Annotated in this window: 21 protein-coding genes; 8 read left to right on the top strand and 13 right to left on the bottom strand. The window is 61.7% G+C overall.

Going from position 1 to position 26,677, the window contains the following annotated elements; translation table 11 throughout:
- Nucleotides 1–69 precede the first annotated feature (69 nt).
- Entirely contained in the window at nt 70–468 is a 399-nt protein-coding gene (locus AB7M25_RS05675) for a DUF4440 domain-containing protein (RefSeq protein ID WP_429518555.1), read from the top strand.
- Between the two features lie 150 nt (nt 469–618).
- Here the strand turns inward: AB7M25_RS05675 and AB7M25_RS05670 are convergent, their stop codons facing one another.
- The 4 genes from AB7M25_RS05670 to AB7M25_RS05655 form a co-directional block, all read right to left on the bottom strand.
- Entirely contained in the window at nt 619–1,482 is an 864-nt protein-coding gene (locus AB7M25_RS05670) for an efflux RND transporter periplasmic adaptor subunit (protein ID WP_429385115.1), read from the bottom strand.
- A 24-nt stretch (nt 1,483–1,506) separates the two neighbouring features.
- Nucleotides 1,507–1,707: a DUF1656 domain-containing protein gene (locus AB7M25_RS05665; RefSeq protein WP_015096751.1), complete on the bottom strand. Its 201-nt coding sequence runs from the start codon at nt 1,705–1,707 to the stop codon at nt 1,507–1,509.
- A complete protein-coding gene (locus tag AB7M25_RS05660) occupies nt 1,697–3,889 on the bottom strand; it encodes an FUSC family protein (protein ID WP_454237051.1) in 2,193 nt (730 codons plus the stop codon). Before AB7M25_RS05660 ends, AB7M25_RS05665 begins: the two co-directional genes overlap by 11 nt.
- 140 nt (nt 3,890–4,029) lie before the next feature.
- Nucleotides 4,030–5,529 (bottom strand): efflux transporter outer membrane subunit, encoded by a 1,500-nt coding sequence (locus tag AB7M25_RS05655; protein WP_454237050.1) that lies wholly within the window; start codon nt 5,527–5,529, stop codon nt 4,030–4,032.
- Nucleotides 5,530–5,870: 341 nt separating this feature from the next.
- On the opposite strand from AB7M25_RS05655, the gene AB7M25_RS05650 reads away from it, so the two are divergent.
- The 7 genes from AB7M25_RS05650 (at nt 5,871) to AB7M25_RS05620 (ending at nt 16,010) form a co-directional block, all read left to right on the top strand.
- The gene (locus AB7M25_RS05650) at nt 5,871–6,839 is read left to right on the top strand and encodes a LysR family transcriptional regulator (RefSeq protein WP_007972623.1); all 969 of its coding nucleotides are present in this window, start codon (nt 5,871–5,873) and stop codon (nt 6,837–6,839) included.
- Nucleotides 6,840–7,437: 598 nt separating this feature from the next.
- Entirely contained in the window at nt 7,438–8,598 is a 1,161-nt protein-coding gene (locus tag AB7M25_RS05645) for an efflux RND transporter periplasmic adaptor subunit (protein WP_429385121.1), read from the top strand.
- Complete coding sequence (locus AB7M25_RS05640) at nt 8,595–11,696, top strand: multidrug efflux RND transporter permease subunit (protein WP_454237049.1); 3,102 nt, start codon at nt 8,595–8,597, stop codon at nt 11,694–11,696. Before AB7M25_RS05645 ends, AB7M25_RS05640 begins: the two co-directional genes overlap by 4 nt.
- A gap of 8 nt (nt 11,697–11,704) precedes the next feature.
- Nucleotides 11,705–12,382: a heavy metal response regulator transcription factor gene (locus AB7M25_RS05635; RefSeq protein WP_102698516.1), complete on the top strand. Its 678-nt coding sequence runs from the start codon at nt 11,705–11,707 to the stop codon at nt 12,380–12,382.
- The gene (locus tag AB7M25_RS05630) at nt 12,372–13,736 is read left to right on the top strand and encodes a heavy metal sensor histidine kinase (protein WP_429518549.1); all 1,365 of its coding nucleotides are present in this window, start codon (nt 12,372–12,374) and stop codon (nt 13,734–13,736) included. The genes AB7M25_RS05635 and AB7M25_RS05630 overlap by 11 nt, the downstream gene beginning before the upstream one ends.
- A gap of 297 nt (nt 13,737–14,033) precedes the next feature.
- Nucleotides 14,034–14,258 (top strand): hypothetical protein, encoded by a 225-nt coding sequence (locus AB7M25_RS05625; protein WP_429385126.1) that lies wholly within the window; start codon nt 14,034–14,036, stop codon nt 14,256–14,258.
- Nucleotides 14,259–14,507: 249 nt separating this feature from the next.
- The gene (locus tag AB7M25_RS05620; RefSeq protein WP_429385128.1) at nt 14,508–16,010 is read left to right on the top strand and encodes a sensor domain-containing diguanylate cyclase; all 1,503 of its coding nucleotides are present in this window, start codon (nt 14,508–14,510) and stop codon (nt 16,008–16,010) included.
- A 173-nt stretch (nt 16,011–16,183) separates the two neighbouring features.
- On the opposite strand, the gene lpxC is transcribed toward AB7M25_RS05620, so the two are convergent.
- The 9 genes from lpxC to murD all read right to left on the bottom strand — a co-directional run bounded on the left by lpxC (nt 16,184) and on the right by murD (nt 26,674).
- On the bottom strand, nt 16,184–17,095 hold the full coding sequence (gene lpxC / locus AB7M25_RS05615) for a UDP-3-O-acyl-N-acetylglucosamine deacetylase (RefSeq protein WP_007939852.1): 912 nt from the start codon (nt 17,093–17,095) through the stop codon (nt 16,184–16,186).
- A 112-nt stretch (nt 17,096–17,207) separates the two neighbouring features.
- Nucleotides 17,208–18,401, bottom strand: a complete 1,194-nt coding sequence (gene ftsZ / locus AB7M25_RS05610; RefSeq protein ID WP_007972612.1) for a cell division protein FtsZ — start codon at nt 18,399–18,401, stop codon at nt 17,208–17,210.
- Nucleotides 18,402–18,474: 73 nt separating this feature from the next.
- Nucleotides 18,475–19,734 (bottom strand): cell division protein FtsA, encoded by a 1,260-nt coding sequence (gene ftsA / locus AB7M25_RS05605; protein ID WP_007972611.1) that lies wholly within the window; start codon nt 19,732–19,734, stop codon nt 18,475–18,477.
- 15 nt (nt 19,735–19,749) lie between these two features.
- A complete protein-coding gene (locus tag AB7M25_RS05600; protein WP_429385130.1) occupies nt 19,750–20,616 on the bottom strand; it encodes a cell division protein FtsQ/DivIB in 867 nt (288 codons plus the stop codon).
- A gap of 4 nt (nt 20,617–20,620) precedes the next feature.
- Nucleotides 20,621–21,604, bottom strand: coding sequence for a D-alanine--D-alanine ligase (locus AB7M25_RS05595; protein ID WP_454237048.1), 984 nt, complete (start codon nt 21,602–21,604; stop codon nt 20,621–20,623).
- Nucleotides 21,601–23,061, bottom strand: coding sequence for a UDP-N-acetylmuramate--L-alanine ligase (gene murC, locus AB7M25_RS05590; protein WP_057713364.1), 1,461 nt, complete (start codon nt 23,059–23,061; stop codon nt 21,601–21,603). Before murC ends, AB7M25_RS05595 begins: the two co-directional genes overlap by 4 nt.
- Nucleotides 23,054–24,124, bottom strand: coding sequence for an undecaprenyldiphospho-muramoylpentapeptide beta-N-acetylglucosaminyltransferase (gene murG, locus AB7M25_RS05585; protein ID WP_046041926.1), 1,071 nt, complete (start codon nt 24,122–24,124; stop codon nt 23,054–23,056). The genes murC and murG overlap by 8 nt, the downstream gene beginning before the upstream one ends.
- Nucleotides 24,114–25,331, bottom strand: a complete 1,218-nt coding sequence (ftsW, locus tag AB7M25_RS05580) for a putative lipid II flippase FtsW (protein ID WP_429518540.1) — start codon at nt 25,329–25,331, stop codon at nt 24,114–24,116. The genes murG and ftsW overlap by 11 nt, the downstream gene beginning before the upstream one ends.
- A complete protein-coding gene (gene murD, locus AB7M25_RS05575; RefSeq protein ID WP_454237047.1) occupies nt 25,328–26,674 on the bottom strand; it encodes a UDP-N-acetylmuramoyl-L-alanine--D-glutamate ligase in 1,347 nt (448 codons plus the stop codon). Before murD ends, ftsW begins: the two co-directional genes overlap by 4 nt.
- Nucleotides 26,675–26,677: the final 3 nt, after the last annotated feature.

The following is a 26,677-nucleotide window of genomic DNA, read 5'->3' as shown; positions in this document are numbered from 1 at the left end:
TATGACCTGTGGGAGCGGGCTTGCCCGCGAAGGCGTCAGAACAGACACCACAGAATTTCAGGAAACAACATGACCGACTACACCGAATACTTCGACGAAGTGATCCAGGCCCACGTGGCCATTGAACAATGGCTGGCCGAGGAACGCGACGCGTCCGATCTCGAAAAACTGCTGACGCGTTTTTCGCCGCAGTTCTCCATGGTCTCGCCGCTCGGTCGGGTGCTGGATTTTGACGCGCTGAACGAACTGTTCACGCTGGCGGGCGGCAAGAAACTCGGGTTCAGGATCGAGCTCAGCGAGTTGCGTGGTATCGCGTTGTACGAGGGCGGCGCCACCGTGAGTTACCGCGAGCAACAGACCGATGCGACCGGGCTGCACTCGGATCGTCGTTCCACCGTGGTCTTCGAGAAACACGCCGATGGCCGGGTGATCTGGCGGCATCTGCATGAGACGTTTTGCAAGGAGTGAATACGCGATGCCTGCCTGATGGACCGCGTTGGCCCCTTCGCGAGCAAGCCCGCTCCCACACTGGATCTTCAGTGAACTCAAAACCCGCACACGAAAGAGATCAGATGTGGGAGCGGGCTTGCTCGCGAAGCAGGCGACTCGGTCTACCGGCTATGCCCCACCCTCTTGCTTCACCACCACCGTACAGGTAATCCCCGCCGCCAACACCACGCCCTCCGGCACTTCATCGATGTGAATGCGCACTGGTACCCGTTGCGCCAGGCGTACCCAGTTGAAGGTCGGGTTGACGTCGGCGATCAGTTCGCGGCTCTCCGGGTTGTCACGGTCGTAGATACCGCGCGAGATGCTTTCCACATGGCCCTTGAGCACTTCGCCGCTCATCAGTTGCATGTCGGCCTTATCGCCGACGCGCACGCGGGGCAACTTGGTTTCTTCGAAGAAGCCGTAGACCCAGAACGAGTTCATGTCGACCACGGCCATTTTCGCCTCGCCGATGCGCGCGTAGTCGCCGCGATGCACATTGAGGTTGGTGACGTAGCCGTCTACCGCGGCGCGCACTTCAGTGCGTTTGAGGTTGAGTTCGGCGGCTTCCAGTTGCGCCTGGGCCTGCTGGTAATCAGCCAGGGCCGAGTCGGCGAGGTTACTGGCATCGTCGCGGTTTTCCCGGGAGATCACCAGGTTGTCCATATCGGCGCGACGATGGGCGTTGACCTTGCGCATCTCCCAGGTCGCCTTGCGCGACGCGACCAGACTCTGCGCTTGCTTGACTGCCAGACGGTAGTGCTCGGGGTCGATCTGCATCAGCAAATCGCCTTTTTGCACCAGCTGGTTGTCACGCACCGGCACGTCCACCACCTCGCCGGTGACGTCGGCGGCGACGTTGATGATGTCGGCGCGCACACGGCCGTCGCGGGTCCACGGCGTGTTCATGTAGTGCTCCCACAGGGAGCGGCCGATCCACAACGCGAGGGCCAGCACCAGCAGGGTCGCGAGCAGGCTGAAAAACTTTTTCATCGGGGCATTCTCAGTGATAGAGAGTCAACGGTAGACAGTCAGCGCCATGGCGCCGAACAGACAGGTAAACAGACTCAGGCGCAGCAGCGCCGGGTGCCAGAAGAAGCGGTACAGGTCGAACCCTGACAGGAACCGGTCCAGCGCCCAGGCCAGGGCCGCCGCGATGAAAAACATCAGGGTCATGGTCGGCATGTACACGCCGTGGAAAGCGATTTCACGAGGCATGTTCAAGTCCTTGTGGCTGGCTGCTTGCGAAGGCTGCGAGCGGTGATTGCGGATCGAGCAGCGAGGTACGGATGAAGTGCAGGTAGCTCTTCACCCGGCGCAACGCCGAGGTATCGAAATGCGGGGCGAAAGGTTCGTCGGTGGACTGCACACGGCTGATCGCGTGATCGACCGCGATCAGCGCGCGTTCGAGGTTGCTGCTGTTCGGTTGCAGAAACAGCCGCACCAGCGCACGCCCCATCACCCGGATCGCCTGGCGCCACGGCTGGGATTCGGCATAGGCCGGATGCACCGGCAGAATCGCCTGCTCCTTGCGCAACTCGATGATCGCGTGGCCGACTTCCAGCACCACGAACATCCAGCGCAGCAAGTCCCGCTGCACCTGCGGTTGACCCGCCGCGAAACCGTAGGCTTGATGCACCAGGTCGCGGGTGCGGCTTTCGAAACTCGACGCCAGGCCCTTGAGCTTGCCGCTGATGGCGTACACCACCTGGCCACGCAGATCCTGCTCCAGACGACGCCACAACCAGCGACTGTTGGGCGGCAGAATGATCGCTCCGGCCGCTGCGCACACCAGCATGCCCATCACCATGGCGATGTAGTCATTGATGAAGGTATAGGGGTTGTAGACCGTGAGGTTGTCCGGCACCGAACCGGTGCTGAAGAAGATCAGCAAACCCAGGCCGACGCCGATGTATTGCGGCCGCGAGGTCAGGAACGAGCCGAATACGATCACCGGTGCGAGCATCACGCACAGCAACGGAAATCCATCGATCCACGGGAAAATGAAAAACATCTCGACAAAGCCGATCAGCGCCCCGAGCAATGTCCCGCACGCCATCTGAAAGGCCATGCGCTTGGGGTTCGGGGTAGCGGCGGACAGGCCCACGGTCGCGGCGGCAATCAGGGTCATGGTCGCGCCGCTCGGCCAGGCGGTCGCCACCCAGTAGCTGCCCAATACCACCAGAATGAACGCCGCGCGTATCCCCGATGCTGCCGCTGCCATCCAGTTGGTTTGCGGGGTGAACGGCTCGTCCCAACTCTCTCGTTCGTGACTGTGATCGGCCAGCGACGCGTGGGTCTGGGCATAACTGTGCAAGTCGTCGACGAAGCGATAGAGCAGTTCGTAGGCGGTGTGGAAATCCAGTTGCCCGGCCTCGCTCGGGTTGCTCTGCTGGAACGTCGCCCGCAGACAGCGCACCCGCGCCGGCAAACCTTCCTTGTAGGCGCTCAGCACCGTGACCAGACGCGCTGCATCGGTGCTGGTCAGGGCACGGCCGCTGAAGCCGTCGAGCAGCTCGGCGAGGTCCTGCAAGCCGGGTTTGATCGCCTCCACCACCTGGTCCGCCGCGCTGCTGCGCAGGCGTTCGAGCAACTGGTGCAAGGCGTTGAAGCGCGTGGTGATGCCCATGAATTCGCTGTTCAGGCGACTGAGCCGGCCATTGCGCCGACGCATGTGCGGGTCTTCGAAAACAGTGACGCTGCGCAAGCCTTCAAGACCCACGGCTTCGGCGATGAAACGTACGTTGCCGGCCTCGAACGCCTCACGCTGACTGCGACCGCGCAAGCCGTCGGTGACGAACAGGGCGAACACGCCGAAGCGCTGGTACAAGGCATTGCGCATCGCCGCGCTGGCCGATTGCGGCAGGATCGCCGCACTGACCAGGGTCGAACAGAGAATGCCCAACGAGATCTCCAGCACCCGCCAGACCGCCGCCATGAACGCGCCATCCGGATGGGCCAGCGCGGGCAAACCGACCATCGCGGCGGTGTACCCGGCGAGTACGAATCCATAGGCGCGGAAGTTGCGGCAGCGCGCGGCACCGGCCGTGCAGATCCCGACCCAGATCGCCAGCGAACCGAGGAACAGTTCAGTGTTCTGCGCAAACAGGGCGATCAGCGCAACCATCACCGCCGACCCGGCCAGGGTGCCGAGAAAACGATAGAAACTCTTGGCGAACACCTGGCCGCTCTGCGGCTGCATGACGATGAACACGGTGATCATCGCCGTGCGCGGTTGCGGCAGTTCCAGGCGCATGGCCAGCCAAAGCGTCAGGAATGCCGCGAACAGCACCTTGAAGATGTAGACCCAGGTCACGCCGTCGCTGCGTGCCCAGTCGAAGAAACCCCGGCGCCATTCAAGGGAGTAGAGCCAGCGCAAGGGTGCGGGCAAGGGAGTCATCAAATCCTGCTCAGTGAAAAATCAGCCAAAACTCGGAACCTGTGGGAGCGGGCTTGCTCGCGAAGAGGGAGTGTCAGGCAACAAAAGTGTCATCAGACACACCGCCTTCGCGAGCAAGCCCGCTCCCACAGGTTTTGTGTTCAACGCAAAAGACTCGGGGTTTTCGGCACTTGAGTCTGTTCGGCATTCGGCACGTCGTTGCCGGCACCCAAACCACCGCCCAACGCCGTCACCAATTGCGCATGGGCACTCAATCGCGCCGCCTGGACCTGCTGCTGCACTTGCTGCTGCTTGAACAGCAGAGTCTGGGCGTTGAGCACGTTGAGGTAGTCGGTCAGGCCACGCTGGTAGGCGATCATCGCGATGTCGTAGGTCTTCTGCGCGGTGGCCACCGACTCGGCGGCGAACGCCTGTTGCTTGTCCATGGACTCGCGGCGGATCAACTGGTCGGAGATGTTCTTCAGGGCATTGACCAGGGTCTGGTTGTACTTGGCCACGGCGATGTCATACCCGGCCGAGGCTTCACCCAACTCGGCACGCAAACGCCCGCCATCGAAAATCGGCAACGAAATCGCCGGACCCACGCTGTAGTTGAGCTTCTTGCCGGTCAGGAACTCCAGGGCCCCGCCACCGGTGGCCATATAGCCGAGGCTGCCGACCAGATCGACGTTAGGATAAAACCCGGCATGGGCGACATCGATGCCCCGCGCCTGCGCCGCCACTTGCCAGCGACTGGCGACCACGTCCGGGCGCTGGCCGAGCAATTGCGCCGGCAGCGACGACGGCAGTTTCAATGGCGCCCCCAGCGACAGCGTTGGCCGCTGCAGCTGCGCGCCTTCACCCGGCCCCTTGCCGGCGAGGGCGGCGAGCTGGTTGCGGCTCAAGGCGATTTCTTCGTCGAGGGCATCGAGCTGGCGATGGGTTTCCGGCAGCGGCGTCTCGGCCTGGCTGACTTCGAAATGGGTGCCGATGCCGCCCTTCAAACGCTTCTGCGCCAGCTCAAGGATCTGCTGTTGCTGCTTCAAGGTTGCATCAACGATGTCCCGTTGCGCGTAATGCAGCGAGAGTTCGATGTAGACGCGCACGATGTTGTCCTGCAATTCGAGCTGGGCCTGTCGCGCTTCGGCGACGCTCATGTGCGCCATGTCCACGGCGCGCTCGGTGGCATTGCTTTCACGGCCCCAGAGGTCGAGGGCATAACTGAAACCCAGCGCCGCGTTGTTGTCCCAGGTGGTGCTGTTGGCCAGCTCGCCGGGGCCATAGAACTGGTCGGTAGGCCAGTTGTGACGCTTGAGGGTCGAGTCCCCATTGATCTGCAGCGACTCGGCCGCTTCGGCCACGCCGGCCATGGATTTGGCCTGACGCACCCGGGCGGCGGCCATGGCCAGGGTCGGGCTGCCTTGCAGGGCGAGGCCGATCCAACGGTTCAGTTGCGGGTCGCCATAGGCTTGCCACCATTGCGCGGTGGGCCAATTCGCGTCTTGCGCGGCGCTCTGGATTGCTGCGTCGGTGGCCAGCGAATTGGCCTCCAGCGCCTTGCCCTGCGGGGCAATACCTCCGGTTCCGATGCAGCCGCTGATTGCCAGGGTTAAAGCCAAAACACTGAGCGGCTGAAGCGCTCTGCTGATGCGACGCGGCACTGCTGCGATTTCCTGAAAATAGGGGGAGGCATGAGATTTTCTGGAAACCGGAGATCCGCTTTTGTGGGAGCGGGCTTGCTCGCGAAAGCGGTCTGTCAGTCAACATTTCTGTTGAATGTGATGCCCTCTTCGCGAGCAAGCCCGCTCCCACAGGTTGTGCGGTGGGTCGAGCCCCGGTTGCCCAGTTACGCAATTCTATGGGGCGGCCTGAATGGCGATAAGCTGGGATTCCTGTGAATCTTTGTTACCGTTAACGAGATAATCCGTAAGTCGATCTTTAGTCGCCTGTAAATAAACAGAAACTTCGTGTCACAATTTGCCATCGCACCCGAGAGCACCCCATGGACACTTTGCAAAACATGCGCGCCTTCAGTTACGTGGCCGAAGCCGGCAGCTTCACCGCCGCCGCCGTGCAACTGGACACCACCACGGCCAACGTCTCGCGCGCGGTCTCCAACCTGGAAGCCCACCTGCAAACCCGCCTGCTCAACCGAACGACCCGCCGCATCGCCCTGACCGAAGCCGGCAAGCGTTACCTGTTGCGCTGCGAGCAGATCCTGGCCTACGTCGAAGAAGCCGAAGCCGAGGCCAGCGACGCCCACGCCCGCCCGGCCGGGCAACTGAAAGTGCACACCATGACCGGCATCGGCCAGCACTTCGTGATCGACGCCATCGCCCGCTACCGCAAGACCCACCCGGACGTAACCTTCGACCTGACCATGGCCAACCGCGTGCCGGACCTGCTCGACGAGGGTTACGACGTGTCCATCGTCCTCGCCCGCGAACTGCCGGACTCGGGTTTCGTCTCCCAGCGCCTGGGCATCACCTACAGCATCGTTTGCGCCTCGCCGGCCTACGTCAAAGCCAACGGCTGCGCACAAAAACCCAGCGACCTGCTCAACCACGCCTGCCTGCGCCTGGTCAGCCCGGTGATCCCGCTGGAAAAATGGGCCTTCGACGGTCCTGACGGCCAGGAAATGGTCACCATCAACAGCTCACCGTTTCTGGTGAACTCCGCCGACGCGATGAAATCCGCGATCATCAGCGGCATGGGTGTTGGCGTCCTGCCGCTGTACGCCGCCATTGAAGGCCTGCGCAACGGCACGCTGGTGAGGGTGATGCCCAAATACCGCTCGCAGGAACTGAACCTGTATGCGATCTACCCTTCGCGCCAGTACCTGGATGCGAAGATCAAGACCTGGGTCGAGTATTTGCGTGGATCGCTACCGGAGTTGCTGGCAGCGCATCAGGCGGAACTGGCGGCTTATGAATTGAGCGGGAGTCTGGGTGGGGTTCGGGTGGCGAATTGAGCCACGGTTTTATGCTGTAGGAGCTGCATACATCCGAAAGTAATGGGTTGGCTGGCAGGCCGCCATCGCCAGTAAGCCGGCTCCTACAGTGCATCGGCGTACACCCACGCTCTTCACCACTCATCAGGCCGAGCGTTAGCTCGCCTGCCACTCTTGATCTTGATCCACCCGCCCCCTCGGAAGGCTGAGTGCAGGTGTTCATCCGGGGATGGGCGCGCAGCGCCGTTCGACGCAGTCGAACTCATTGCATGTAGGTCGAAGCGAAGCCGACCGGAGGGCAATGCCCCCGGATGAATACCGCAGCGAAGGAACCCCGAGCCTCAGCGAGGGGCCGTACGTTCGGGGCGAGCGTTTTTTTGCTTACTTTTTTTAGGCGCTTGTAAAAAAAGTGAGTCGCCGTAAGGGCGAAACCATAAGCCGCCGTCACCGAAGCAACGGATATGTACTCGATCAACAACGAACATGGTCGGCCCAGAGGCCGCCAAGACCAAGCCAAACTGACAGCACCGTCAGTTAGCCGTCACCCTCCTGACCGCCAAACAGGTTTATAAAGGAAACTCCCCTTCGACCAAAAACCCAGCCCCGGCGCCCCACTCGCATGCGAACCCAGAAAAAACCCGCCCTGCTCGTCGCCCTTCTGATCGTCCTGGCAGCGCTGGGCCTGTGGTACGCCACCCAACCGGCCAAGACCAAACTTGCCACCCCCACCGCCATCCCGGTGCGCGTGGTCGCCGTCGCCGAAAAAGACGTGCCACGCTACGTCAGCGGCATCGGTTCGGTGCTGTCCCTGCACAGCGTCGTGGTCCGCCCGCAAATCGACGGCATCCTCACCAAAATCATGGTCAAGGAAGGCCAACTGGTGAAAAAAGACGACCTGCTGGCCACCATCGACGACCGCTCGATCCGCGCCAGCCTCGACCAGGCCCGGGCACAGCTGGGCGAAAGCCAGGCGCAGCTGCAAGTGGCGCTGGTCAACCTTAAACGCTACAAATTGCTGAGCGTTGACGACGGCGTTTCCAAGCAGACCTACGACCAGCAACAGGCGCTGGTGAACCAACTCAAAGCCACCGCCCAAGGCAATCAGGCTTCAATCGACGCAGCTCAGGTACAACTTTCCTACACACAGATTCGCTCCCCAGTGACCGGTCGCGTCGGCATTCGCACCGTGGATGAAGGCAACTTCCTGCGCATGACCGACACCCAAGGCCTGTTCACCGTGACCCAGATCGACCCGATCGCTGTGGAGTTCTCCTTGCCGCAGCAAATGCTGCCGACCTTGCAGGGCCTGATCAACGACCCACAGCACGCCCGGGTCAAGGCCTACATCGGAGCTGACACCGACGGCGAAACCGGCAACCTGCTCGGCGAAGGTCACCTGACCCTGATCGACAACCAGATCAATGCCAACACTGGCACCATCCGCGCCAAGGCCGAGTTCGACAATCCGGGACAGAAGCTGTGGCCGGGTCTGCTGGTGACGGTAAAGATTCAGACAGCCCTGGATAAAGATGCGCTGGTGGTGCCGCCGACGGTCGTACAACGCGGCCTCGACCAGCACTTCGTGTACCGGGTCAATGGCGACAAGGTCGAAGCCGTTCAGGTGCAAATGGTCTATCAAGGCAGCGGCCAGGACATCATCAAGGGCGTGAAACCGGGTGATGTGCTGGTCAGCGATGGTCAGTCGCGGCTCAAACCGGGGTCGACGGTGCAGGTGATGACCGAGCCGCCGCAAGTGGTGCAATCGGAGGCGGCACAATGAAGGGCCACGGTTCGGTATCCGCCTGGTGCATCGACCACCCGGTGGCCACGGTCCTGCTGACGTTCGCCCTGGTGTTGCTGGGCGTCATCGCCTTTCCGCGCCTGCCGGTAGCGCCGTTGCCGGAGGCAGAATTCCCGACCATCCAGGTGGCCGCGCAGTTGCCCGGCGCCAGCCCGGAAACCATGGCCTCCTCGGTGGCCACCCCCCTTGAAGTGCAATTCAGTGCCATTCCCGGCGTGACCCAGATGACCTCGAGCAGTGCACTGGGCTCGACCATCCTGACCCTGCAATTCACCCTCGACAAGAGCATCGACACCGCCGCCCAGGAAGTGCAGGCGGCGATCAATACGGCCGCGGGCAAGCTACCCAAGGACATGCCGAACCTGCCGACCTGGCGCAAGGTCAACCCGGCCGACAGCCCGGTGCTGATCCTCAGCGTCAACTCCTCGCTGATGCCTGGACCGGAGCTCAGCGACCTGACGGAAACCCTGTTGTCCCGTCAGCTGAGTCAGGTCGACGGTGTAGGCCAGGTCGCCATTACCGGTCAGCAGCGTCCGGCGATCCGCGTCCAGGTTTCGGCAGACAAACTCGCGGCCATCGGCCTGACCCTTGCCGACATCCGCCTGGCGATCCAGCAGACCAGCCTCAACCTGGCCAAGGGGGCGCTGTACGGGGAGTCGAACATCTCGACCCTGTCCACCAACGATCAGTTGTTCCACCCGGAGGACTACAGCCAGCTGATTGTTTCCTACAAGGACGGCGCGCCGGTTCATCTGCGCGATGTCGCCAAAGTCGTCAACGGTTCGGAAGATGCCTACGTCCAGGCTTGGGCGGGCTCGCAACCAGGGGTGAACCTGGTGATCTTCCGCCAGCCGGGCGCCAACATCGTCGAAACCGTGGACCGCATCCAGGCCGCCTTGCCGGCGCTGGAAGCGATGCTCCCCGCCTCGGTGCAGGTCAAGGTGCTGATCGACCGGACCCAGACCATTCGCGCGTCCCTGCATGAAGTGGAAATCACCCTGCTGATCGCGATCATGCTGGTGGTGGCGGTGATGGCGCTGTTCCTGCGCCAGTTGTCGGCGACCCTGATTGTGTCGGCGGTGCTGGGGGTTTCGCTGGTCGCCAGTTTTGCGCTGATGTACGTCATGGGCTTCAGCCTGAACAACCTGACGCTGGTGGCGATCGTGGTGGCCGTGGGCTTTGTGGTCGACGATGCGATCGTGGTGGTGGAAAACATTCACCGGCACCTGGAGGCCGGCGACAGCATGCGCGAAGCGGCGATCAAGGGCGCGGGCGAGATTGGTTTCACCGTGGTCTCGATCAGCTTTTCGCTGGTGGCAGCGTTCATTCCGTTGCTGTTCATGGGGGGCGTGGTCGGGCGACTGTTCAAGGAGTTCGCCCTGACCGCCACCTCGACCATCTTGATTTCGGTGGTGGTGTCGCTGACCCTGGCGCCAACCCTGGCCGCGCTGTTCATGCGCGCGCCGGTGCATCATGCCCACGACAAACCGGGCTTTGGTGAGCGCCTGTTGGCCTGGTACGAAAAAGGCCTGCGCCGCGCCCTCGCCCATCAGAAAACGATGATCGGCGTGTTCGCTTTGTCGCTGGGTCTGGCCGTCGCCGGTTACATCTTCATTCCTAAAGGCTTCTTCCCGATCCAGGACACCGGCTTCGTCCTCGGCACCACCGAAGCCGCTGCTGACATCTCCTACGGCGACATGGTGAAAAAACACCTCGCCATGGCGGAAATCGTTGCCGCCGACCCTGCCGTGGAAACGTTCTCGCACTCGGTCGGTGTCTCCGGCAGCAACCAGACCATCGCCAACGGCCGTTTCTGGATCACCCTGAAAAAACGCAGCGACCGCGATGTCTCGGCCAGTCAGTTCATCGACCGGATTCGTCCGCAACTGATGAAAGTACCGGGCATCGTCCTGTACCTGCGCGCCGGCCAGGACATCAACCTCAGCTCAGGCCCGAGCCGTGCCCAGTATCAATATGTGCTCAAGAGCAACGATGGCCCGACCCTGAGCACCTGGACCCAGCGCCTGACGGAAAAACTGCGCGCCAACCCGGCCTTCCGCGATATTTCCAACGATTTGCAACTGGGTGGCAGCATCACCCACATCAGCATCGACCGCAGCGCTGCGGCGCGTTTCGGCCTGACCGCCAGCGACGTCGACGAAGCCCTGTACGATGCCTTCGGCCAGCGCCAGATCAATGAATTCCAGACCCAGGTCAACCAGTACAACGTGATCCTGGAGCTGGACACCCAGCAACGCGGCAAAGCCGAAAGCCTCAATTATTTCTACCTGCGCTCGCCCCTGAGCGGGGAAATGGTACCGCTGTCGGCCCTGGCCAGGTTCGATGCGCCCACCATCGGCCCACTGTCCATCGCCCATGACGGCATGTTCCCGGCCGCCAACCTGTCGTTCAACCTGGCGCCGGGCGTGGCGTTGGGCGATGCGGTGATCATGCTCGACCAGGCCAAGGCCGACATCGGCATGCCAACCGCCATCAGCGGTAATTTCCAGGGCGCGGCCCAGGCGTTCCAGAGTTCGCTGGCCAGCCAGCCGTGGCTGATCCTGGCGGCGCTGGTGGCGGTGTACATCATTCTCGGCGTGCTCTACGAGAGCTTCGTGCACCCGCTGACGATCATTTCGACCTTGCCTTCGGCGGGCCTCGGCGCGGTGATCATGCTGTGGATCTGCGGTCAGGACTTTTCGATCATGGCCTTGATCGGCCTGGTGCTGTTGATCGGTATCGTCAAGAAAAACGGCATCCTGATGATCGACTTCGCCCTCGAAGCGCAGCGCAATGGCGGACTGTCGCCTGAAGAAGCGATCTTCAAGGCCTGCATCACGCGGTTCCGGCCGATCATCATGACCACCCTCGCCGCCCTGCTCGGCGCCCTGCCGCTGATGCTCGGCTACGGCACCGGTGCCGAGTTGCGCCAACCCCTGGGGATCGCGGTAGTCGGCGGCCTGCTGGTGAGCCAGGCGCTGACGCTGTTCACCACGCCGGTCATATACTTGTGGCTGGAGCGGTTATTTCATAGGGCTAAACCTTCGCCATTACCGGCGCTGGCGACCACAGACTGAGGCGGGTCATGCGCGTCCTGATTATCGAAGACGAAGAAAAAACCGCGGACTATCTGCACCGCGGCCTGACGGAACAGGGTTACACCGTGGACCTGGCGCGGGATGGGGTCGAAGGCCTGCATCTGGCGCTGGAAAGCGACTACGCGGTGATCGTCCTCGACGTGATGTTGCCAGGCCTCGACGGCTTCGGCGTGTTGCGCGCCTTGCGTGCGCGCAAGCAGACCCCGGTGATCATGCTCACCGCCCGCGAACGTGTGGAAGATCGCATCAGGGGCCTGCGTGACGGCGCTGATGATTACCTGGGCAAACCGTTTTCCTTCCTTGAGCTGGTGGCACGCCTGCAAGCGCTGACCCGACGCAGCGGCGGTCATGAACCGGTGCAAGTGAGCATCGCCGACCTGTGGATAGATTTGATCAGCCGCAAGGCGACCCGGGGTGGCGCACGGCTGGACCTGACCGCCAAGGAGTTCTCGCTGCTCAGCGTATTGGCGCGCCGCCAGGGTGAAATACTCTCGAAAACCGCCATCGCCGAGATGGTCTGGGACATCAATTTCGACAGTGACGCCAATGTCGTCGAAGTCGCGATCAAACGCCTGCGGGCCAAGCTCGACGGACCGTTCGAAGAGAAACTGCTGCACACCATTCGCGGCATGGGTTATGTGCTGGAGAGCCGTGGTGTCCAGTAACAGCATCGCCTTGCGCCTGAGCGGGATGTTCACGCTGGTGGCGCTGCTGGTGTTCCTGTTGATTGGCTGGGCCTTGTACCAGCAGGTCGACAAAGGCCTGGGCCTGTTGCCCGAAGCCGAGCTGGACGCGCGCTACAGCGTGCTCGAATCCACGGTCGGCCGTTACGGCACGCCTGAGCATTGGGTGAAGATCAACAACAAGCTCAACCTGCTGAGCGAAGAAGACAAGCGCATCAGCTTCTGGATCATCAGCGGAGATTCCCATTACGAATACGGCAACCTGACCCCGCAGATCCGCACCTTTGCCCAAGGGCCACTGGGTATGCGCGACATGCATCTGCCGGATCACCCCTATCCGCTGAAAGTGCTGGTCAGCGAGTTCCCGGCCAAGGACCAGCGCCCACCGCTACGCTTCATGATCGCCATCGACACCGAGACGTTTTTCCATACCCAGCATCAACTGTTGATTGCGCTGATCAGCCTGGCGATTGTCGGCGTACTGCTGGCCTCGGCACTCGGTTACTGGGTGGCGCGGATCGGCCTCAAGCCGCTGATCAAACTGTCCCAGGAAGCGCGGCGCCTGGCCCCGCCGTTGCGCTCGGGACGCTTGCGATTGTCACCGTTGCCGCCGGAGCTCGATCAGTTCGTCAGCTCGTTCAACTCGACCCTGGAGCGGGTCGAGCAGGCCTACTCACGCCTTGAATCCTTCAATGCCGACGTCGCCCACGAACTGCGCTCGCCACTGACCAACCTGATCGGCCAGACCCAGGTCGCCTTGACCCGCGGACGCTCCGCCGAGCATTACTTCGAAGTGCTGCAATCGAATCTCGAAGAGCTTGAGCGGCTGCGTTCGATCATCAACGACATGCTGTTCCTGGCCAGTGCCGATCAGGGGAGCAAGGCAACCAGATTGACGTCCACGTCGCTGGCCGATGAGGTGGCCACGACCCTGGAATACCTGGATTTCATTCTCGAGGACGCTCAGGTCCAGGTAGAGGTCAGGGGTGACGCGCAAGTGAGCATCGAGATCGCCCATCTGCGCCGGGCGTTGATCAATCTGCTGAACAACGCGGTGCAGCACACCGCGCCCGGTCAGGTGATTGAAGTGCACATTGAAGCTGCAGAACATCAGGTCAGCATCGGCGTCGCCAACCCCGGCTCACCGATAGCCCGCGAACACCTGCCACGGCTGTTCGAGCGTTTCTACCGGGTCGATGCATCGCGCAGCAACAGCGGCCACAACCATGGCCTTGGGCTGGCCATCGTCAAGGCGATTGCGTTGATGCATGGCGGCGATGTGTTCGTGCGCAGTGACCATGGGATGAATACCTTCGGCATTCATCTTCCTGTCTGAAGGACACACCCCTGTGGCGAGGGGGCTTGCCCCCGTTGGGCTGCGCAGCGGCCCCAAAACCTACATCCACGGTTTATCTGATATACCTTGCATACCGGATTTACGACGGCTTCGCCGCCGAACGGGGCGGTGCGGCGGTCCGACAAGCCCCCTCGCCACAGTGAATGTGTGTTCCCTCCAATCGATCTTTGCTCTTGCTGTAACAGTCCTTTCATGAATCCGCTCTTTTTCCCCTCGCACAAGATCCTTATCTTTGCCCGCACCAAACAGCACTTGCCAAGCAAGAAGGTTTTAAAGATGTCCAACAGTATGGGTATTGCCAGCGCTTTCGTTTTGTCCTCTTTGTTCCTGTCGCCGCTGGCGATGGCGGAAGAATCGCAGACTTTCGTCGCACATAACGCCGCACGCGCTGCAGCGTTCGAAGAGCAGCAGATCGAGATGACGGCCAAGGCTGCGCAAGAGGCCCAAGCCCCGCAAGCCTCGACCACTCAGGCCCTGCCACAGGTCGAGAAGGACAGCTGATACGCTCCGTTCACTCCCGTTTCCCTCGACACTTTTCATCGGCTCTTCCCTTTGAAAAGTTGTCTGCAAAGCCGCTGCTTTTTCAGCGGCTTTTTTTATCGTGGCGATTCAACTTTCATTGCAATTTTCGCAACGACAAGCGCTGATGCCCACGCCATTGCTCAATGGTTCGAGCAACAGGCACGATTCACCCGGCTGCTACGTTAATGCAACTACGCTTACAGCGTCCCTTTAGCAGACGTCAGCCCTATGACCGCAAGCCGCCTCCCACATTTTCAAGGCCCGTCCGGGCGACCCGAGATCATGGTGATCTTCGGCAGCACCCTGACGGTCATCTCGATCCTGTGCATCGTCACTTTTCTGCTGATCCGTGAACACGCCTACGCCCAGCAGACCGCCACACGCAGCGCGACCACCATTGCGCAACTGATCGATGCCGATGTCCTGCGTACGGTCGAGCTCTATGACCTGACCTTGCAGGGCCTGATCGCCGCCGCCCAACGGGACGACCTGAAACAGGTTTCTCCGCAGATTCGTCATCTGGCGCTGTTCGACCGCTCCACCACCGCACGCTACAAGGGCGACATCCTGCTGCTGGACAAGCACGGCGACGTGCTGGCCGACTCATCGTTGATCGAACCGAAACCGGGTAACTTCGCTGACCGCGATTATTTCCTGGCCCATGTCTTCAATCGTGACACCGGCATGTTTATCAGCCGACCGTTCAAGCCGCGCTGTGACTGCGATGACAGCGACGAATGGCGCATCAGTTTCAGCCGGCGCATTTCCTCGCCCACAGGGGAGTTTCTGGGGGTCGCGGTCGCCTCGATGCGCATGAGCTACTTCGATCAGTTGTTCAACAGCCTCGACATCGGCACCGGCAGCACCCTGGGCATCATCGACAATGACGGAATCCTCCTGGCGCAGAAACCGTACCGGGAACCGAACTCCATCGGCAAAAGCTTCTCCAGCCGCCCCAACGTCGTACGCATGCTGCAGGAGCGCAATGGCACCTTCGAAAGCGTGTCGAGCGTCGACCATCAACGGCGCTTGTACACCTTTACCCGGGTCGGCAACCTGCCGCTGACGGTCATCGTGGCCCTTTCTCTGGATGAGGTGTTCGCCACCTGGAACCGTACGGCCTATGTGATCAGCGGTGCTACCGGGGTTTTGTGCATCGGTTTGCTGTGGTTGACCTGGCTGCTCTGCCGCGAGTTGCGCCTGCGCCAGAATGCCGAGCAGGAATTGTCGCAACTGGCGGCCACCGATGCCTTGACCGGCGTGGCCAACCGTCGATCCCTTGATCAGACCCTGCGCCATGAATGGTTTCGCGCGCAGCGCAGTGGCAAGCCGTTGTCGTTGCTGATGATCGATGCCGATCACTTCAAGGCCTTCAATGACCGGCACGGGCATCAGGCCGGCGACGAAGCGTTACGGGCATTGGCCGAGGTCATCAGTGCCAATGTCCACCGCCCCACAGACCTGGTGGCGCGCTACGGGGGCGAAGAGTTTTCGGTGGTCCTGGCCGAAACAGGCAGTGACGGTGCACGGCAGATTGCCGAGCATATTCGTGAGGCGGTGCAAAAACTGCCACTGGTCGACGCCGGTGAGCAACCGATGAGCGTGAGTATCGGTATTGCCACCTGGACGGCGGCCAGCGAAATCACCCTCGAACAGTTGCTGTTCAGCGCGGATAAGGCGCTGTATCAGGCCAAGGAGAGGGGGCGGAACCGGGTCGTTTGTGCCAAATAGGATTTTCATTGGATGGGAGGACGCCATCGCGAGCAAGCTCGCTCCCACAGGGGAATGCAATCATCTGTGGGAGCGAGCTTGCTCGCGATGAGGCCAGCCCAGGCACTACGAACTTCGGGCATAAAAAAAGGCCACCCGAAGGTAGCCTTTAAAAAACTAGAGAGGTTTTTTGCTTACACGGCCGCAACCGGGCGCATGTAAGAGATCGGTGCAGTGCTGGCGTCTTCGAACGTCACGACTTCCCAGGCATCTGTCTGCTCAATCAACTTGCGCAGCAGCTGGTTGTTCAGTGCGTGGCCGGACTTGAAGCCCTTGAACTCACCAATCAGGCTATTGCCCAGCAGGTAGAGGTCACCAATTGCATCGAGAATCTTGTGCTTCACGAATTCGTCTTCATAACGAAGGCCGTCTTCGTTCAGTACGCCATCGGCGTCGACCACAATAGCGTTTTCAACACTGCCGCCGAGTGCGAGGTTGTGCTTGCGCAGGTACTCGATATCACTCATGAAACCAAAGGTACGGGCGCGGCTGACTTCTTTTACGAACGAAGTGCTGGAAAAATCCACGCTTGCACTTTGGGTGCGGTCACGGAAAACCGGGTGATCGAAATCGATCTCGAAGCTCACTTTGAACCCTTCGAAAGGGACGAAAGTAGCGCGCTTGTCGCCATCTTCCACTGTCACTTCACGCAGGATGCGGATGAACTTCTTGGCGGCGTCCTGTTCTTCCAGGCCAGCCGATTGAATCAGGAATACGAAAGGTCCGGCGCTACCATCCATGATCGGGACTTCGGACGCGGAGAGCTCGACGTAGGCGTTATCGATGCCCAGGCCTGCCATGGCCGAGAGCAAGTGCTCTACCGTGTCCACTTTGACGTCACCGTTAACGAGCGTGGTCGACATAGTGGTTTCACCGACGTTTTCCGCGCGGGCAGGAATCTGCACCACGGGATCGAGGTCGGCGCGACAAAACACAATGCCGGTGTCGACAGGCGCTGGCTTGAGGGTCAGATAGACCTTCTCCCCGGAGTGCAGGCCGACACCTGTGGCACGGATAATATTCTTCAGGGTGCGTTGTTTAATCATGGCATGGGCCGCTTCAGCGCAAATTGCGAACTGGTATCAACAAAGGCTGGCGATGATAGCAGACCACGCCTTTGCTGAACACCAATCACCTTCATAGCCCTGATACATTTCATCAATCGGCCTGACGACGCAGGAAAGCCGGGATGTCCAGGTAGTCCAGGTCATCTTGCGGATTCATCTTCGCGGCAGTCGCAGCACCGGCCTGGGCCTGGTTGCGCATGACGGTCGGACGGTCCAGGTCACGGTAGTTCACCGCTGGAGCTTCCTGACGAACAGGGGCCTGTTGTTGTGGCTGTGCAGCCATCGAAGTGTGAACGGTATTGTCGATGACCTTCACAGGCTTCTCGATTTTAGCGCCCAGACCGGTTGCAACGACAGTCACGTGCAGCTCGTCGCGCATGTCCGGATCGATAACGGTACCGACCTTGACCATCGCGTGTTCCGAAGCGAATGCCTCGATGATGCTACCCACGTCGGAGTACTCACCCAGAGACAGATCCGGACCGGCGGTAATGTTTACCAGGATGCCGCGAGCGCCTTGCAGGTTCACGTCTTCCAGCAGCGGGTTGCGAATGGCCGCTTCGGTGGCCTCGCGTGCGCGGTTCGGACCGCTGGCGCAGCCAGTGCCCATCATCGCCATGCCCATTTCGCTCATCACGGTACGCACGTCGGCGAAGTCGACGTTGATCATGCCCGGACGCTTGATGATGTCGGAGATACCGCGAACGGCACCGGCCAGTACATCGTCAGCCTTGGCGAAAGCCGACAGCAGGCTGGCGTCTTTACCGAGGATGGTCAGCAGCTTCTCGTTGGGAATGGTGATCAACGAGTCGACGCTTTCGGAGAGCATGCGGATGCCTTCGTCGGCGATCTGCATACGCTTGCGGCCTTCGAACGGGAACGGACGGGTCACCACCGCAACGGTGAGAATGCCCATTTCCTTGGCCACTTCGGCGATGATCGGCGCAGCACCGGTACCGGTACCACCGCCCATGCCAGTGGTGATGAACACCATGTTGGTGCCCTGCAGGACTTCGGCAATGCGCTCACGGTCTTCCAGAGCGGCTTGACGGCCGACTTCAGGGTTGGCGCCAGCGCCCAGGCCCTTGGTCACGCCGGTACCCAGTTGCAGGATGGTACGCGCGCCGATGTTTTTCAGCGCTTGAGCATCGGTGTTGGCGCAGATGAACTCGACGCCTTCGATGTTGCTCTTGACCATGTGGTTGACAGCGTTGCCGCCGCCACCGCCGACACCGATAACTTTGATTACCGGGCTTGCGGGGATGTTGTCTACGAGTTCGAACATTTTCCCTCTCCTTTACATTCTCTAGTTTTTTCGCCTACTGCGTGCTTCGGTGTAACGGTGTTGCGGTAAATCGTCAGAAATTGCCCTGGACCCACTTCTTCAGGCGGTCCAGCAGCGGAGCCTGCGGCTCTTCGTTGCTGTAGCTGTCGCGGCTGCCGATGCCCGAGAACGAGATGCCGTCGGACTGCTTCTGCAGGCCGTACATCAACAGGCCGACGCCGGTGGAATAGATCGGGTTGCGTACCACGTCATCCAGACCTTTCACGCCATGCGGCACGCCCAGGCGCACCGGCATGTGGAAGATTTCCTCGGCCAGTTCAGTGGCACCTTCCATCTTCGCGGTACCGCCGGTCAGCACGATGCCGGCCGGAATCAGGTCTTCGTAGCCGCTGCGGCGCAGTTCGGCCTGGATCAGCGTGAACAGTTCGTCGTAGCGCGGCTCGACCACTTCGGCCAGGGCCTGGCGGGACAGTTCGCGTGGCGGACGGTCGCCAACGCTTGGCACCTTGATGGTTTCACCGGCACCGGCCAGTTTGGCCAGGGCGCAGGCATAGCGAATCTTGATTTCTTCGGCGTACTGGGTCGGAGTGCGCAACGCCATGGCGATGTCGTTGGTCACCTGGTCGCCGGCAATCGGGATGACGGCGGTGTGACGGATCGCACCCTCGGTGAAGATCGCGATGTCGGTGGTGCCGCCACCGATGTCCACCAGGCACACGCCCAGCTCTTTCTCGTCATCGGTCAGTACCGAATACGCGGAAGCCAGTTGCTCGAGAATGATGTCGTCGATTTCCAGGCCGCAGCGACGCACGCATTTTTCAATGTTCTGCGCGGCATTGACGGCGCAGGTGACCACGTGGACCTTGGCTTCCAGACGCACGCCGGACATGCCCAGCGGCTCACGGACGCCTTCCTGGTTATCGATCACGTAGTCTTGCGGCAAGGTGTGCAACACGCGCTGGTCAGCCGGGATCGCCACGGCCTGGGCAGCGTCGAGCACGCGCTCGAGGTCGGCCGAGCTGACTTCGCGATCACGGATCGCCACGATGCCGTGGGAGTTCAGGCTGCGGATGTGATTGCCGGCCACGCCGACGAACGCCGAGTGAATGCGGCAACCGGCCATCAACTGCGCTTCTTCGATGGCGCGCTGGATCGATTGCACGGTGGATTCGATATTCACCACCACGCCTTTTTTCAGGCCACGGGACGGATGGGTACCGATCCCGACGATTTCCAGCGTGCCGTCGTCCGCGACCTCGCCTACCAGCGCCACCACCTTGGAGGTGCCGATATCGAGACCGACGATCATTTTGCCGCTTTGCACGTTTGCCATGGGTCCTGCCTCTTCTTAATTCTTCGCGACAGCGGGTTGGGCTGCCGTGGGCGCTACAGGTTCCCGCCAGCCAACAGCGAGGCCGTTGGCGTAGCGCAGATCGATGCGCGCAATGTTCGTAATCTGTTCTTTGAGCGTCTTGTCATAGATGGCGATGAAGCGGCGCATCTTTTCCACCAGGTTGCCGCGTCCGAGCAGCAGTTCGATCCCCGGGCCGGCACTGCCGGGTCCGGTGGTCAGGAACCAGCTGCCGCGTTCACGCAACTCCAGGCGCGCAATCGAGAAGCCCAGAGGCCGGAGCATCTGACTCAACACCTGGTACTGCTGCATCACCTGCTGCTGGGCCCGCTGCGGGCCGAACAGTTGAGGCAAGTGTTCGTAGTTCGCCAGCTCGCGCGGGGTGAAGGCCTGGCCCTGGTTGTTCAACAGCGACTCGTCGCCCCAACGGGCCACCGGCAGTTGTTCTTCCAGGCGGATCACCACTTGATCCGGCCACACCCGACGCACTTCGGCGTGGGCAATCCATGGCATCGTTTCAAGCTCGGTACGCATGCTCTCCAGGTCGATGGTGAAGAAGCTCGACGCCACGTACGGGGCGATCCGCTGCTGCACCGCTTGCTGGCTGATGTAACTCAGGTCGCCCTGCACATTGATCCTGGTGATCGGCCGGTCGGCATACGGCAACAAGCGTGTCGCGCCTTCATAAGTACCGAACCCCAGGGCCACCAGCAGCACCGGCCAGAACAACGCTTTGAGAAAACCGAAGTTGGCTTTCGGCAGGCGCGCGGACATCGGCTCTTTGGCCACCATTCGGCTGGCACCCCGTGGCACCGGCTTGCGGCCGGGTGCGGGAGGCTGATGTCTGAGCTGAGCGCCTTGCATGGCCTTAACCTCTCGTCGACTCTTGGTGACCGGCAGCATTGCCGGCAACGCTCTCGGCCAGAATGGCCAGGACCAGTTGCTGGAAATCCAGACCGGCGGCACGGGCCGCCATCGGCACCAGGCTGTGATCGGTCATGCCCGGTGCGGTGTTGACTTCCAGGAACCAGAACTGCCCTTCGGCGTCCTGCATCACGTCTGCCCTGCCCCAACCGGCGATACCCAGCGCTTCACAGGCTTTCGCCGTGAGGTCCATGAGTTCCTGTTCCTTGGCGCTCTCCAGACCGCAAGGAATGCGGTACTGGGTATCGTTGGCGATGTACTTGGCGTCGTAGTCGTAGAAGCTGTGCGTCGTGCCCAGGGCAATCGGAGGCAACACCTGGTCACGCAGGGTGGCGATGGTGAACTCCGGACCGTGAATCCATTGCTCGACCAACACTTGCGAATCGTAGGTACTGGCCGCTTTCCATGCGTCGATCAATTCGGACGCGGAACTCACTTTGGCCATACCGATACTTGAACCTTCATGGGCCGGTTTGACGATCAAAGGGAAGCCCAGTTCCGTCGCTGCCGAAATACAATCGGCCTCGCTGCAAAGGACTGCGTGACGTGGCGTCGGAATGCCCAGGCTGTGCCAGACCTGCTTGGTGCGCAGTTTGTCCATGGCCAGGGCCGACGCCAGGATGCCGCTGCCGGTGTACGGAATGCCCAGGCATTCGAGCAGACCCTGCATGCTGCCGTCTTCACCGCCACGACCGTGGAGGATGATGAAGGCGCGGTCGATTTTTTCATTGAGCAGACGCTGCAGCAGGTCATCGCCCACGTCGAGGCCGAACGCGTCGACACCGGCGCTTAGCAGCGCGTCAAGAACCGCATTGCCCGATTTCAGGGACACTTCGCGCTCGGCACTCTTGCCGCCGAACAGCACGGCGACGCGGCCGAAGTCTTTCGGCGCGATCGTGGAGAACAGGTTGGCGTAGGTAGCAGTCATTTCAACTTCCCCTTCTCCGGTGCGGCAACGGCACCGGCGAACAACTCGCTTTTCAACAGTTTCGGTGCGAGACCGCCGATATCACCGGCGCCCTGGCACAGCAGGATGTCGCCGGCACGCAGCAGCGGCTTGACCACTGGCGCGAGGTCGACACCACGCTCGATGTAGATCGGGTCGAGCTGGCCACGCTGACGGATGCTGTTGCACAGTTTGCGGCTGTCGGCTCCCGGAATCGGCTCTTCGCCGGCCGGATAGACTTCCATCAGCAGCAGCACGTTGGCGTCGGCCAGCACATTGACGAAATCGTCGTACAGGTCACGGGTGCGGCTGTAACGGTGCGGCTGGTAGACCATCACCAGGCGGCGCTCCGGCCAGCCACCGCGTACGGCCTTGATCACGGCCGCGACTTCGGTCGGGTGGTGACCGTAGTCGTCGACCAGCATCACGTTGCCGCCGTCCACCGGCAGTTCGCCGTAGACCTGGAAGCGTCGGCCAACACCCTGGAAGCCGGACAGGCCCTGGACGATGGCTTCATCGCTGACGCCTTCGTCGGTGGCGATGCAGATGGTTGCCAGCGAGTTCAATACGTTGTGGTTGCCCGGCATGTTCACCGACACATCCAGTGGTTCGCGGTCAGGGCGCAGCACGGTGAAGAAGGTCTGCATGCCTTGCTGGCGCACGTTGATGGCGCGCACGTCGCAGTCTTCGCCGAAGCCGTAGGTCACGGTCGGACGCTTGACCTGCGGGAGGATTTCACGCACCACCGGATCGTCCAGGCACACCACCGCCAGACCGTAGAACGGCAGGTTGTGCAGGAACTCGACGAAGGTTTTCTTCAGCTTGTTGAAGTCGCCGTCGTAGGTCGCCATGTGATCGGCATCGATGTTGGTGACCACGGCCACCAGCGGCTGCAAGTGCAGGAAGCTGGCGTCGCTTTCGTCGGCCTCGGCGATCAGGTAGCGGCTGGTGCCGAGCTGGGCATTGGTGCCCGCGGCATTCAGCCGGCCACCGATCACGAACGTCGGGTCCAGGCCACCGGCCGCGAACACCGAAGCGATCAGGCTGGTGGTGGTGGTTTTGCCGTGGGTACCGGCAACGGCGATGCCGTGGCGATAACGCATCAGCTCAGCCAGCATTTCGGCACGCGGCACCACCGGAATACGGCGTTCCAGTGCGGTTGCGACTTCCGGGTTGGAGGTGTTCACGGCACTCGACACCACCAGCACGTCGGCGGCAGCGGCGTTCTCGGCGCGATGGCCGATGAAGATCTGCGCGCCGAAGGACTCCAGGCGTTCGGTCACCGGCGAAGCCTTCAGGTCGGAACCGGATACGGCGTATCCCAGGTTCAGCAACACTTCGGCGATCCCGCACATGCCCACACCGCCGATACCGACGAAGTGGATGCGACGGATGCGGCGCATTTCCGGTTGCGGCATGGCTTTCTGACTCTCAACCATGGGCCACCTCCAGGCAGCTATCGACGACGTTACGGGTGGCATCGGGTTTGGCGAGGCGGCGTGCCGCGGTAGCCATTTCGTTGAGTCGTTGTGGTTGCATCAGGACCTCTGTCAGACGAGCGGCAAGATCCGCTGCGCCAGTCGTTCTTTGTGGCATCAGGAAGGCTGCGCCTTCACGGGCCAAATATTCGGCGTTGCGGGTCTGGTGATCGTCGATGGCATGGGGCAAAGGCACCAGCATCGAGGGCAGACCGGCGGCGGCCAGTTCACTGATGGTCAGCGCGCCTGCGCGACAAACCACCAGGTCGGCCCAGCTGTAGGCTTGGGCCATGTCTTTGATGAAGGGCTGCACCTGCGCCTCGACGCCAGCCGCGCGATAGCGCTCTGCAGTCACTTCATCGTGGTTTTTGCCGGCCTGATGGAACACTTCCGGACGCAAGTCGGCAGCGACTTGCGACAGGGCTTCAGGCAGCAACTTGTTCAACGGTTCTGCGCCCAGGCTTCCGCCCAGGATCAGCAATCGCGCCTTGCGACCGGCCAGGGCTGGTCGCGATGTCTCGAGGAACAGCTCGGTGCGCACCGGGTTACCGGTGGTCCGGCGGCTGTCCGACAGGGTAAAGGTGTCGGGGAACGCTTCACAGACTCGGGCGGCCAACGGCACCAGCAACCGATTGGCGGTACCGGCCACGGCGTTCTGCTCATGAACGATCACCGGCACGCCGGCCAGTTTGGCTGCGACACCGCCAGGGCCGGTCACAAAGCCACCAAAGCCCACGACACAGACCGGTTGCAGACGACGAATGATCGCCCGTGCCTGCCAGACCGACTTGAACAACATGAACGGTGCCTTGAGCAGCGACAGCTTGCCCTTGCCCCGCAGACCGCTGGCGTTGATCCGGTGCAGTTCGATGCCGGCTGCCGGCACCAGATCGTTCTCGATGCCACGCGGGGTACCGAGCCAGTGCACGGTATAGCCGCGCGCCTGGAATTCGCGGGCACAGGCCAGCGCCGGGAACACGTGGCCACCGGTACCGCCGGCCATGATCATCACGTTAGCGCCCATGGTGCGGCTCCTCGGCGAAGTCGCTCTCATGGAACTCCATCTCCTCGCTGCCCAGGTGGGTTCGACTTTCCCACTCGATGCGCAGCAACAAGCCGAGACAGGCACAGCAGATCACCAGCGAACTGCCGCCGTAACTGAGGAACGGCAGGGTCAGGCCCTTGGTCGGCAGCAGGCCGACGTTCACGCCGATGTTGATCAGGAACTGGCCGATCCACAGGAACGACAGACCGTAGGCAACATAGGCAGCGAAGAACTGCTTGGCCTTCTCGGCCCACAATCCGATGTACATGCCACGAATACACACGAAGACGAACAGTGCCACGGTGCACAGCGAACCCACCGCCCCCAGCTCTTCGGCCAGGACCGAGAACACGAAGTCAGTGTGGGCTTCCGGCAGGTAGAACTGTTTCTGCACGCTGTTGCCCAGGCCAACGCCCAGCCATTCGCCGCGACCGAAAGCGATCAATGCCTGGGACAACTGATAACCGGCACCGAACTGGTCGGCCCACGGATCCGCGAAGTTGGTCAGACGCGCCATTCGATATGGCTGCATTTGAATCAACAGCACCACCGCGCCGACGGCCAGGACCACCATCAGGGAAAAACGGAACAGCCCCACGCCGCCAAGGAACAGCATTGCCGCCGCGGCCCCCATCATCACGACGGTGGCACCGAAGTCCGGCTCCATCAGCAGCAGGCCCGCCATCGGCAGCAGTACGATGAACGGTTTGAAGAAGCCCATCCAGCTTTCACGCACTTCCTTCTGGCGACGCACCAGATAACCGGCGAGGTAGATCACCACGAACACCTTGGCGATCTCGGAAGGCTGGACGTTGAAGAAACTGAAGCCGATCCAGCGCATCGAGCCGTTAACCTCACGGCCAATCCCCGGAATGATCACCATCACCAGCAAGCCGAACGCCCCCAGCAGCATCAGCCACCCCAGACGTTGCCAGGTCGCAATCGGGATCATCATGGTAACGATGCAGGCACCCAGGCCCAGCACCACGTAAATAAGGTGGCGGATCATGTAATACAGCGCGCTGCCAGACTGCACGGCCGCCACTTCGGTCGATGCCGAGGCAATCATGATCAGCCCCAGGCCGAGCAGCGCCAGGCAACCGGCGAGCATCGGGAAGTCGAGGTCGATACCGCGCCCGGTGATGAGCGGCGATGGATACGGCTTGATGATGCCTTTCAGGCTCATGCCAGATCCTCCACGGCGTGGACGAACTGGTGACCACGGTCTTCGTAGTTCTTGAACATGTCGAAGCTGGCGCAGGCAGGCGACAGCAGTACCACGTCGCCCGGCTGGGCGGCGGCGCGGCATTGTTCGACGGCTTCGACCAGGGAAGAGACGCGGATCAGCGGAACGGCGTCGCCAATGGCCTCGCCGATCTTGTCCGAGTCGCGGCCCATCAACACCACGGCGCGGCAGTTGGCCGCCACCGGATCGCGCAGGTCCTTGAACTCGGCACCCTTGCCGTCACCGCCGGCGATCAGCACGACCTTGCCGTCGATATCCGCGCCCAGGCCTTCGATGGCGGCCAGCGCGGCACCGACGTTGGTGGCCTTGGAATCGTTGTAGTAGCCCACGCCGTCGAGGTCGCGGACCCATTGGCAGCGATGCTCGAGACCGGCGAAGGTGCGCAGGCTCGACAGCATGGCATCGAACGGCAAGCCGACCGCATGGCCCAGGGCCAGGGCTGCCAGGGCGTTGGACTGGTTGTGGGCACCACGAATCTTCAATTCACGCACCGGCATCAGGTTCTGGAATTCGAAGGCCAGGTATTTCTCGCCGTCTTCTTCACGGATGCCGAAGGCTTTGAAATCGGGTTTGCTCAGGCCGAAGGTCCAGCACGGCTGGCCCTCGCCGATCAACGGACGGCTCAGGGCATCCTGGCGATTGACCACGAACTGCCGGGCACCCCGGAAGATCCGGTGCTTGGCCAGGTGATAGGCCGGCAGACCGCTGTAACGGTCCATGTGGTCTTCGCTGACGTTGAGCACGGTCGCCACTTCGGCGTTGAGTTGATCGGTGGTTTCCAGCTGGAAACTCGACAACTCCATCACGTACAGCTCGACGTCGTCGCGCAGCAGATCCAGCGCCGGGGTACCGAGGTTGCCGCCGACGGCCACACGCTTGCCCGCCGCCGTCGCCATTTCGCCGACCAGGGTGGTGACGGTGCTTTTCGCGTTGGAACCGCTGATGGCCACGATCGGCGCCTTCGCGTTACGCGCGAACAGTTCGATGTCACCGGACAATTTCACGCCACGTGCGGCGGCGGCCTGCAGGGCCGGGGTCGCCAGCGCCAGGCCGGGGCTCACGTAGAGCTCGTCGGCGCGGCACAGGAATTCGACGTCCAGCTCGCCACAACGCACTTCCACGTGCGGATAGTCACGCTTGAGCGTGGCCAGTTCCGGTGGATTTTCCCGCGTATCGGCCACGGCAAACGCCACGCCCCGGTTCGCCAGGAAGCGAACCAGGGACATGCCGCTCTTGCCGAGGCCGACAACGATGCGGAAGTGGTCAGAAGCGATCAGAGACACGAG

This window comes from Pseudomonas sp. AP3_22 TE3818, from assembly GCF_053628995.1.
The sequence above is the reverse complement of the archived record's forward strand: the minus strand, read 5'-3'. Positions and strand labels throughout refer to the sequence as shown.

What these genes read in the sequence shown, in the direction of transcription:
- AB7M25_RS05675 (WP_429518555.1), top strand. Translation starts at nt 70, where the DNA reads ATGACCGACTACACCGAATACTTCGACGAAGTGATCCAGGCCCACGTG.
- AB7M25_RS05670 (WP_429385115.1), bottom strand. Translation starts at nt 1,482, where the DNA reads ATGAAAAAGTTTTTCAGCCTGCTCGCGACCCTGCTGGTGCTGGCCCTC.
- AB7M25_RS05665 (WP_015096751.1), bottom strand. Translation starts at nt 1,707, where the DNA reads ATGCCTCGTGAAATCGCTTTCCACGGCGTGTACATGCCGACCATGACC.
- AB7M25_RS05660 (WP_454237051.1), bottom strand. Translation starts at nt 3,889, where the DNA reads ATGACTCCCTTGCCCGCACCCTTGCGCTGGCTCTACTCCCTTGAATGG.
- AB7M25_RS05650 (WP_007972623.1), top strand. Translation starts at nt 5,871, where the DNA reads ATGGACACTTTGCAAAACATGCGCGCCTTCAGTTACGTGGCCGAAGCC.
- AB7M25_RS05645 (WP_429385121.1), top strand. Translation starts at nt 7,438, where the DNA reads ATGCGAACCCAGAAAAAACCCGCCCTGCTCGTCGCCCTTCTGATCGTC.
- AB7M25_RS05640 (WP_454237049.1), top strand. Translation starts at nt 8,595, where the DNA reads ATGAAGGGCCACGGTTCGGTATCCGCCTGGTGCATCGACCACCCGGTG.
- AB7M25_RS05635 (WP_102698516.1), top strand. Translation starts at nt 11,705, where the DNA reads ATGCGCGTCCTGATTATCGAAGACGAAGAAAAAACCGCGGACTATCTG.
- AB7M25_RS05625 (WP_429385126.1), top strand. Translation starts at nt 14,034, where the DNA reads ATGTCCAACAGTATGGGTATTGCCAGCGCTTTCGTTTTGTCCTCTTTG.
- AB7M25_RS05620 (WP_429385128.1), top strand. Translation starts at nt 14,508, where the DNA reads ATGACCGCAAGCCGCCTCCCACATTTTCAAGGCCCGTCCGGGCGACCC.
- lpxC (WP_007939852.1), bottom strand. Translation starts at nt 17,095, where the DNA reads ATGATTAAACAACGCACCCTGAAGAATATTATCCGTGCCACAGGTGTC.
- ftsZ (WP_007972612.1), bottom strand. Translation starts at nt 18,401, where the DNA reads ATGTTCGAACTCGTAGACAACATCCCCGCAAGCCCGGTAATCAAAGTT.
- ftsA (WP_007972611.1), bottom strand. Translation starts at nt 19,734, where the DNA reads ATGGCAAACGTGCAAAGCGGCAAAATGATCGTCGGTCTCGATATCGGC.
- AB7M25_RS05600 (WP_429385130.1), bottom strand. Translation starts at nt 20,616, where the DNA reads ATGCAAGGCGCTCAGCTCAGACATCAGCCTCCCGCACCCGGCCGCAAG.
- AB7M25_RS05595 (WP_454237048.1), bottom strand. Translation starts at nt 21,604, where the DNA reads ATGACTGCTACCTACGCCAACCTGTTCTCCACGATCGCGCCGAAAGAC.
- murC (WP_057713364.1), bottom strand. Translation starts at nt 23,061, where the DNA reads ATGGTTGAGAGTCAGAAAGCCATGCCGCAACCGGAAATGCGCCGCATC.
- murG (WP_046041926.1), bottom strand. Translation starts at nt 24,124, where the DNA reads ATGGGCGCTAACGTGATGATCATGGCCGGCGGTACCGGTGGCCACGTG.
- ftsW (WP_429518540.1), bottom strand. Translation starts at nt 25,331, where the DNA reads ATGAGCCTGAAAGGCATCATCAAGCCGTATCCATCGCCGCTCATCACC.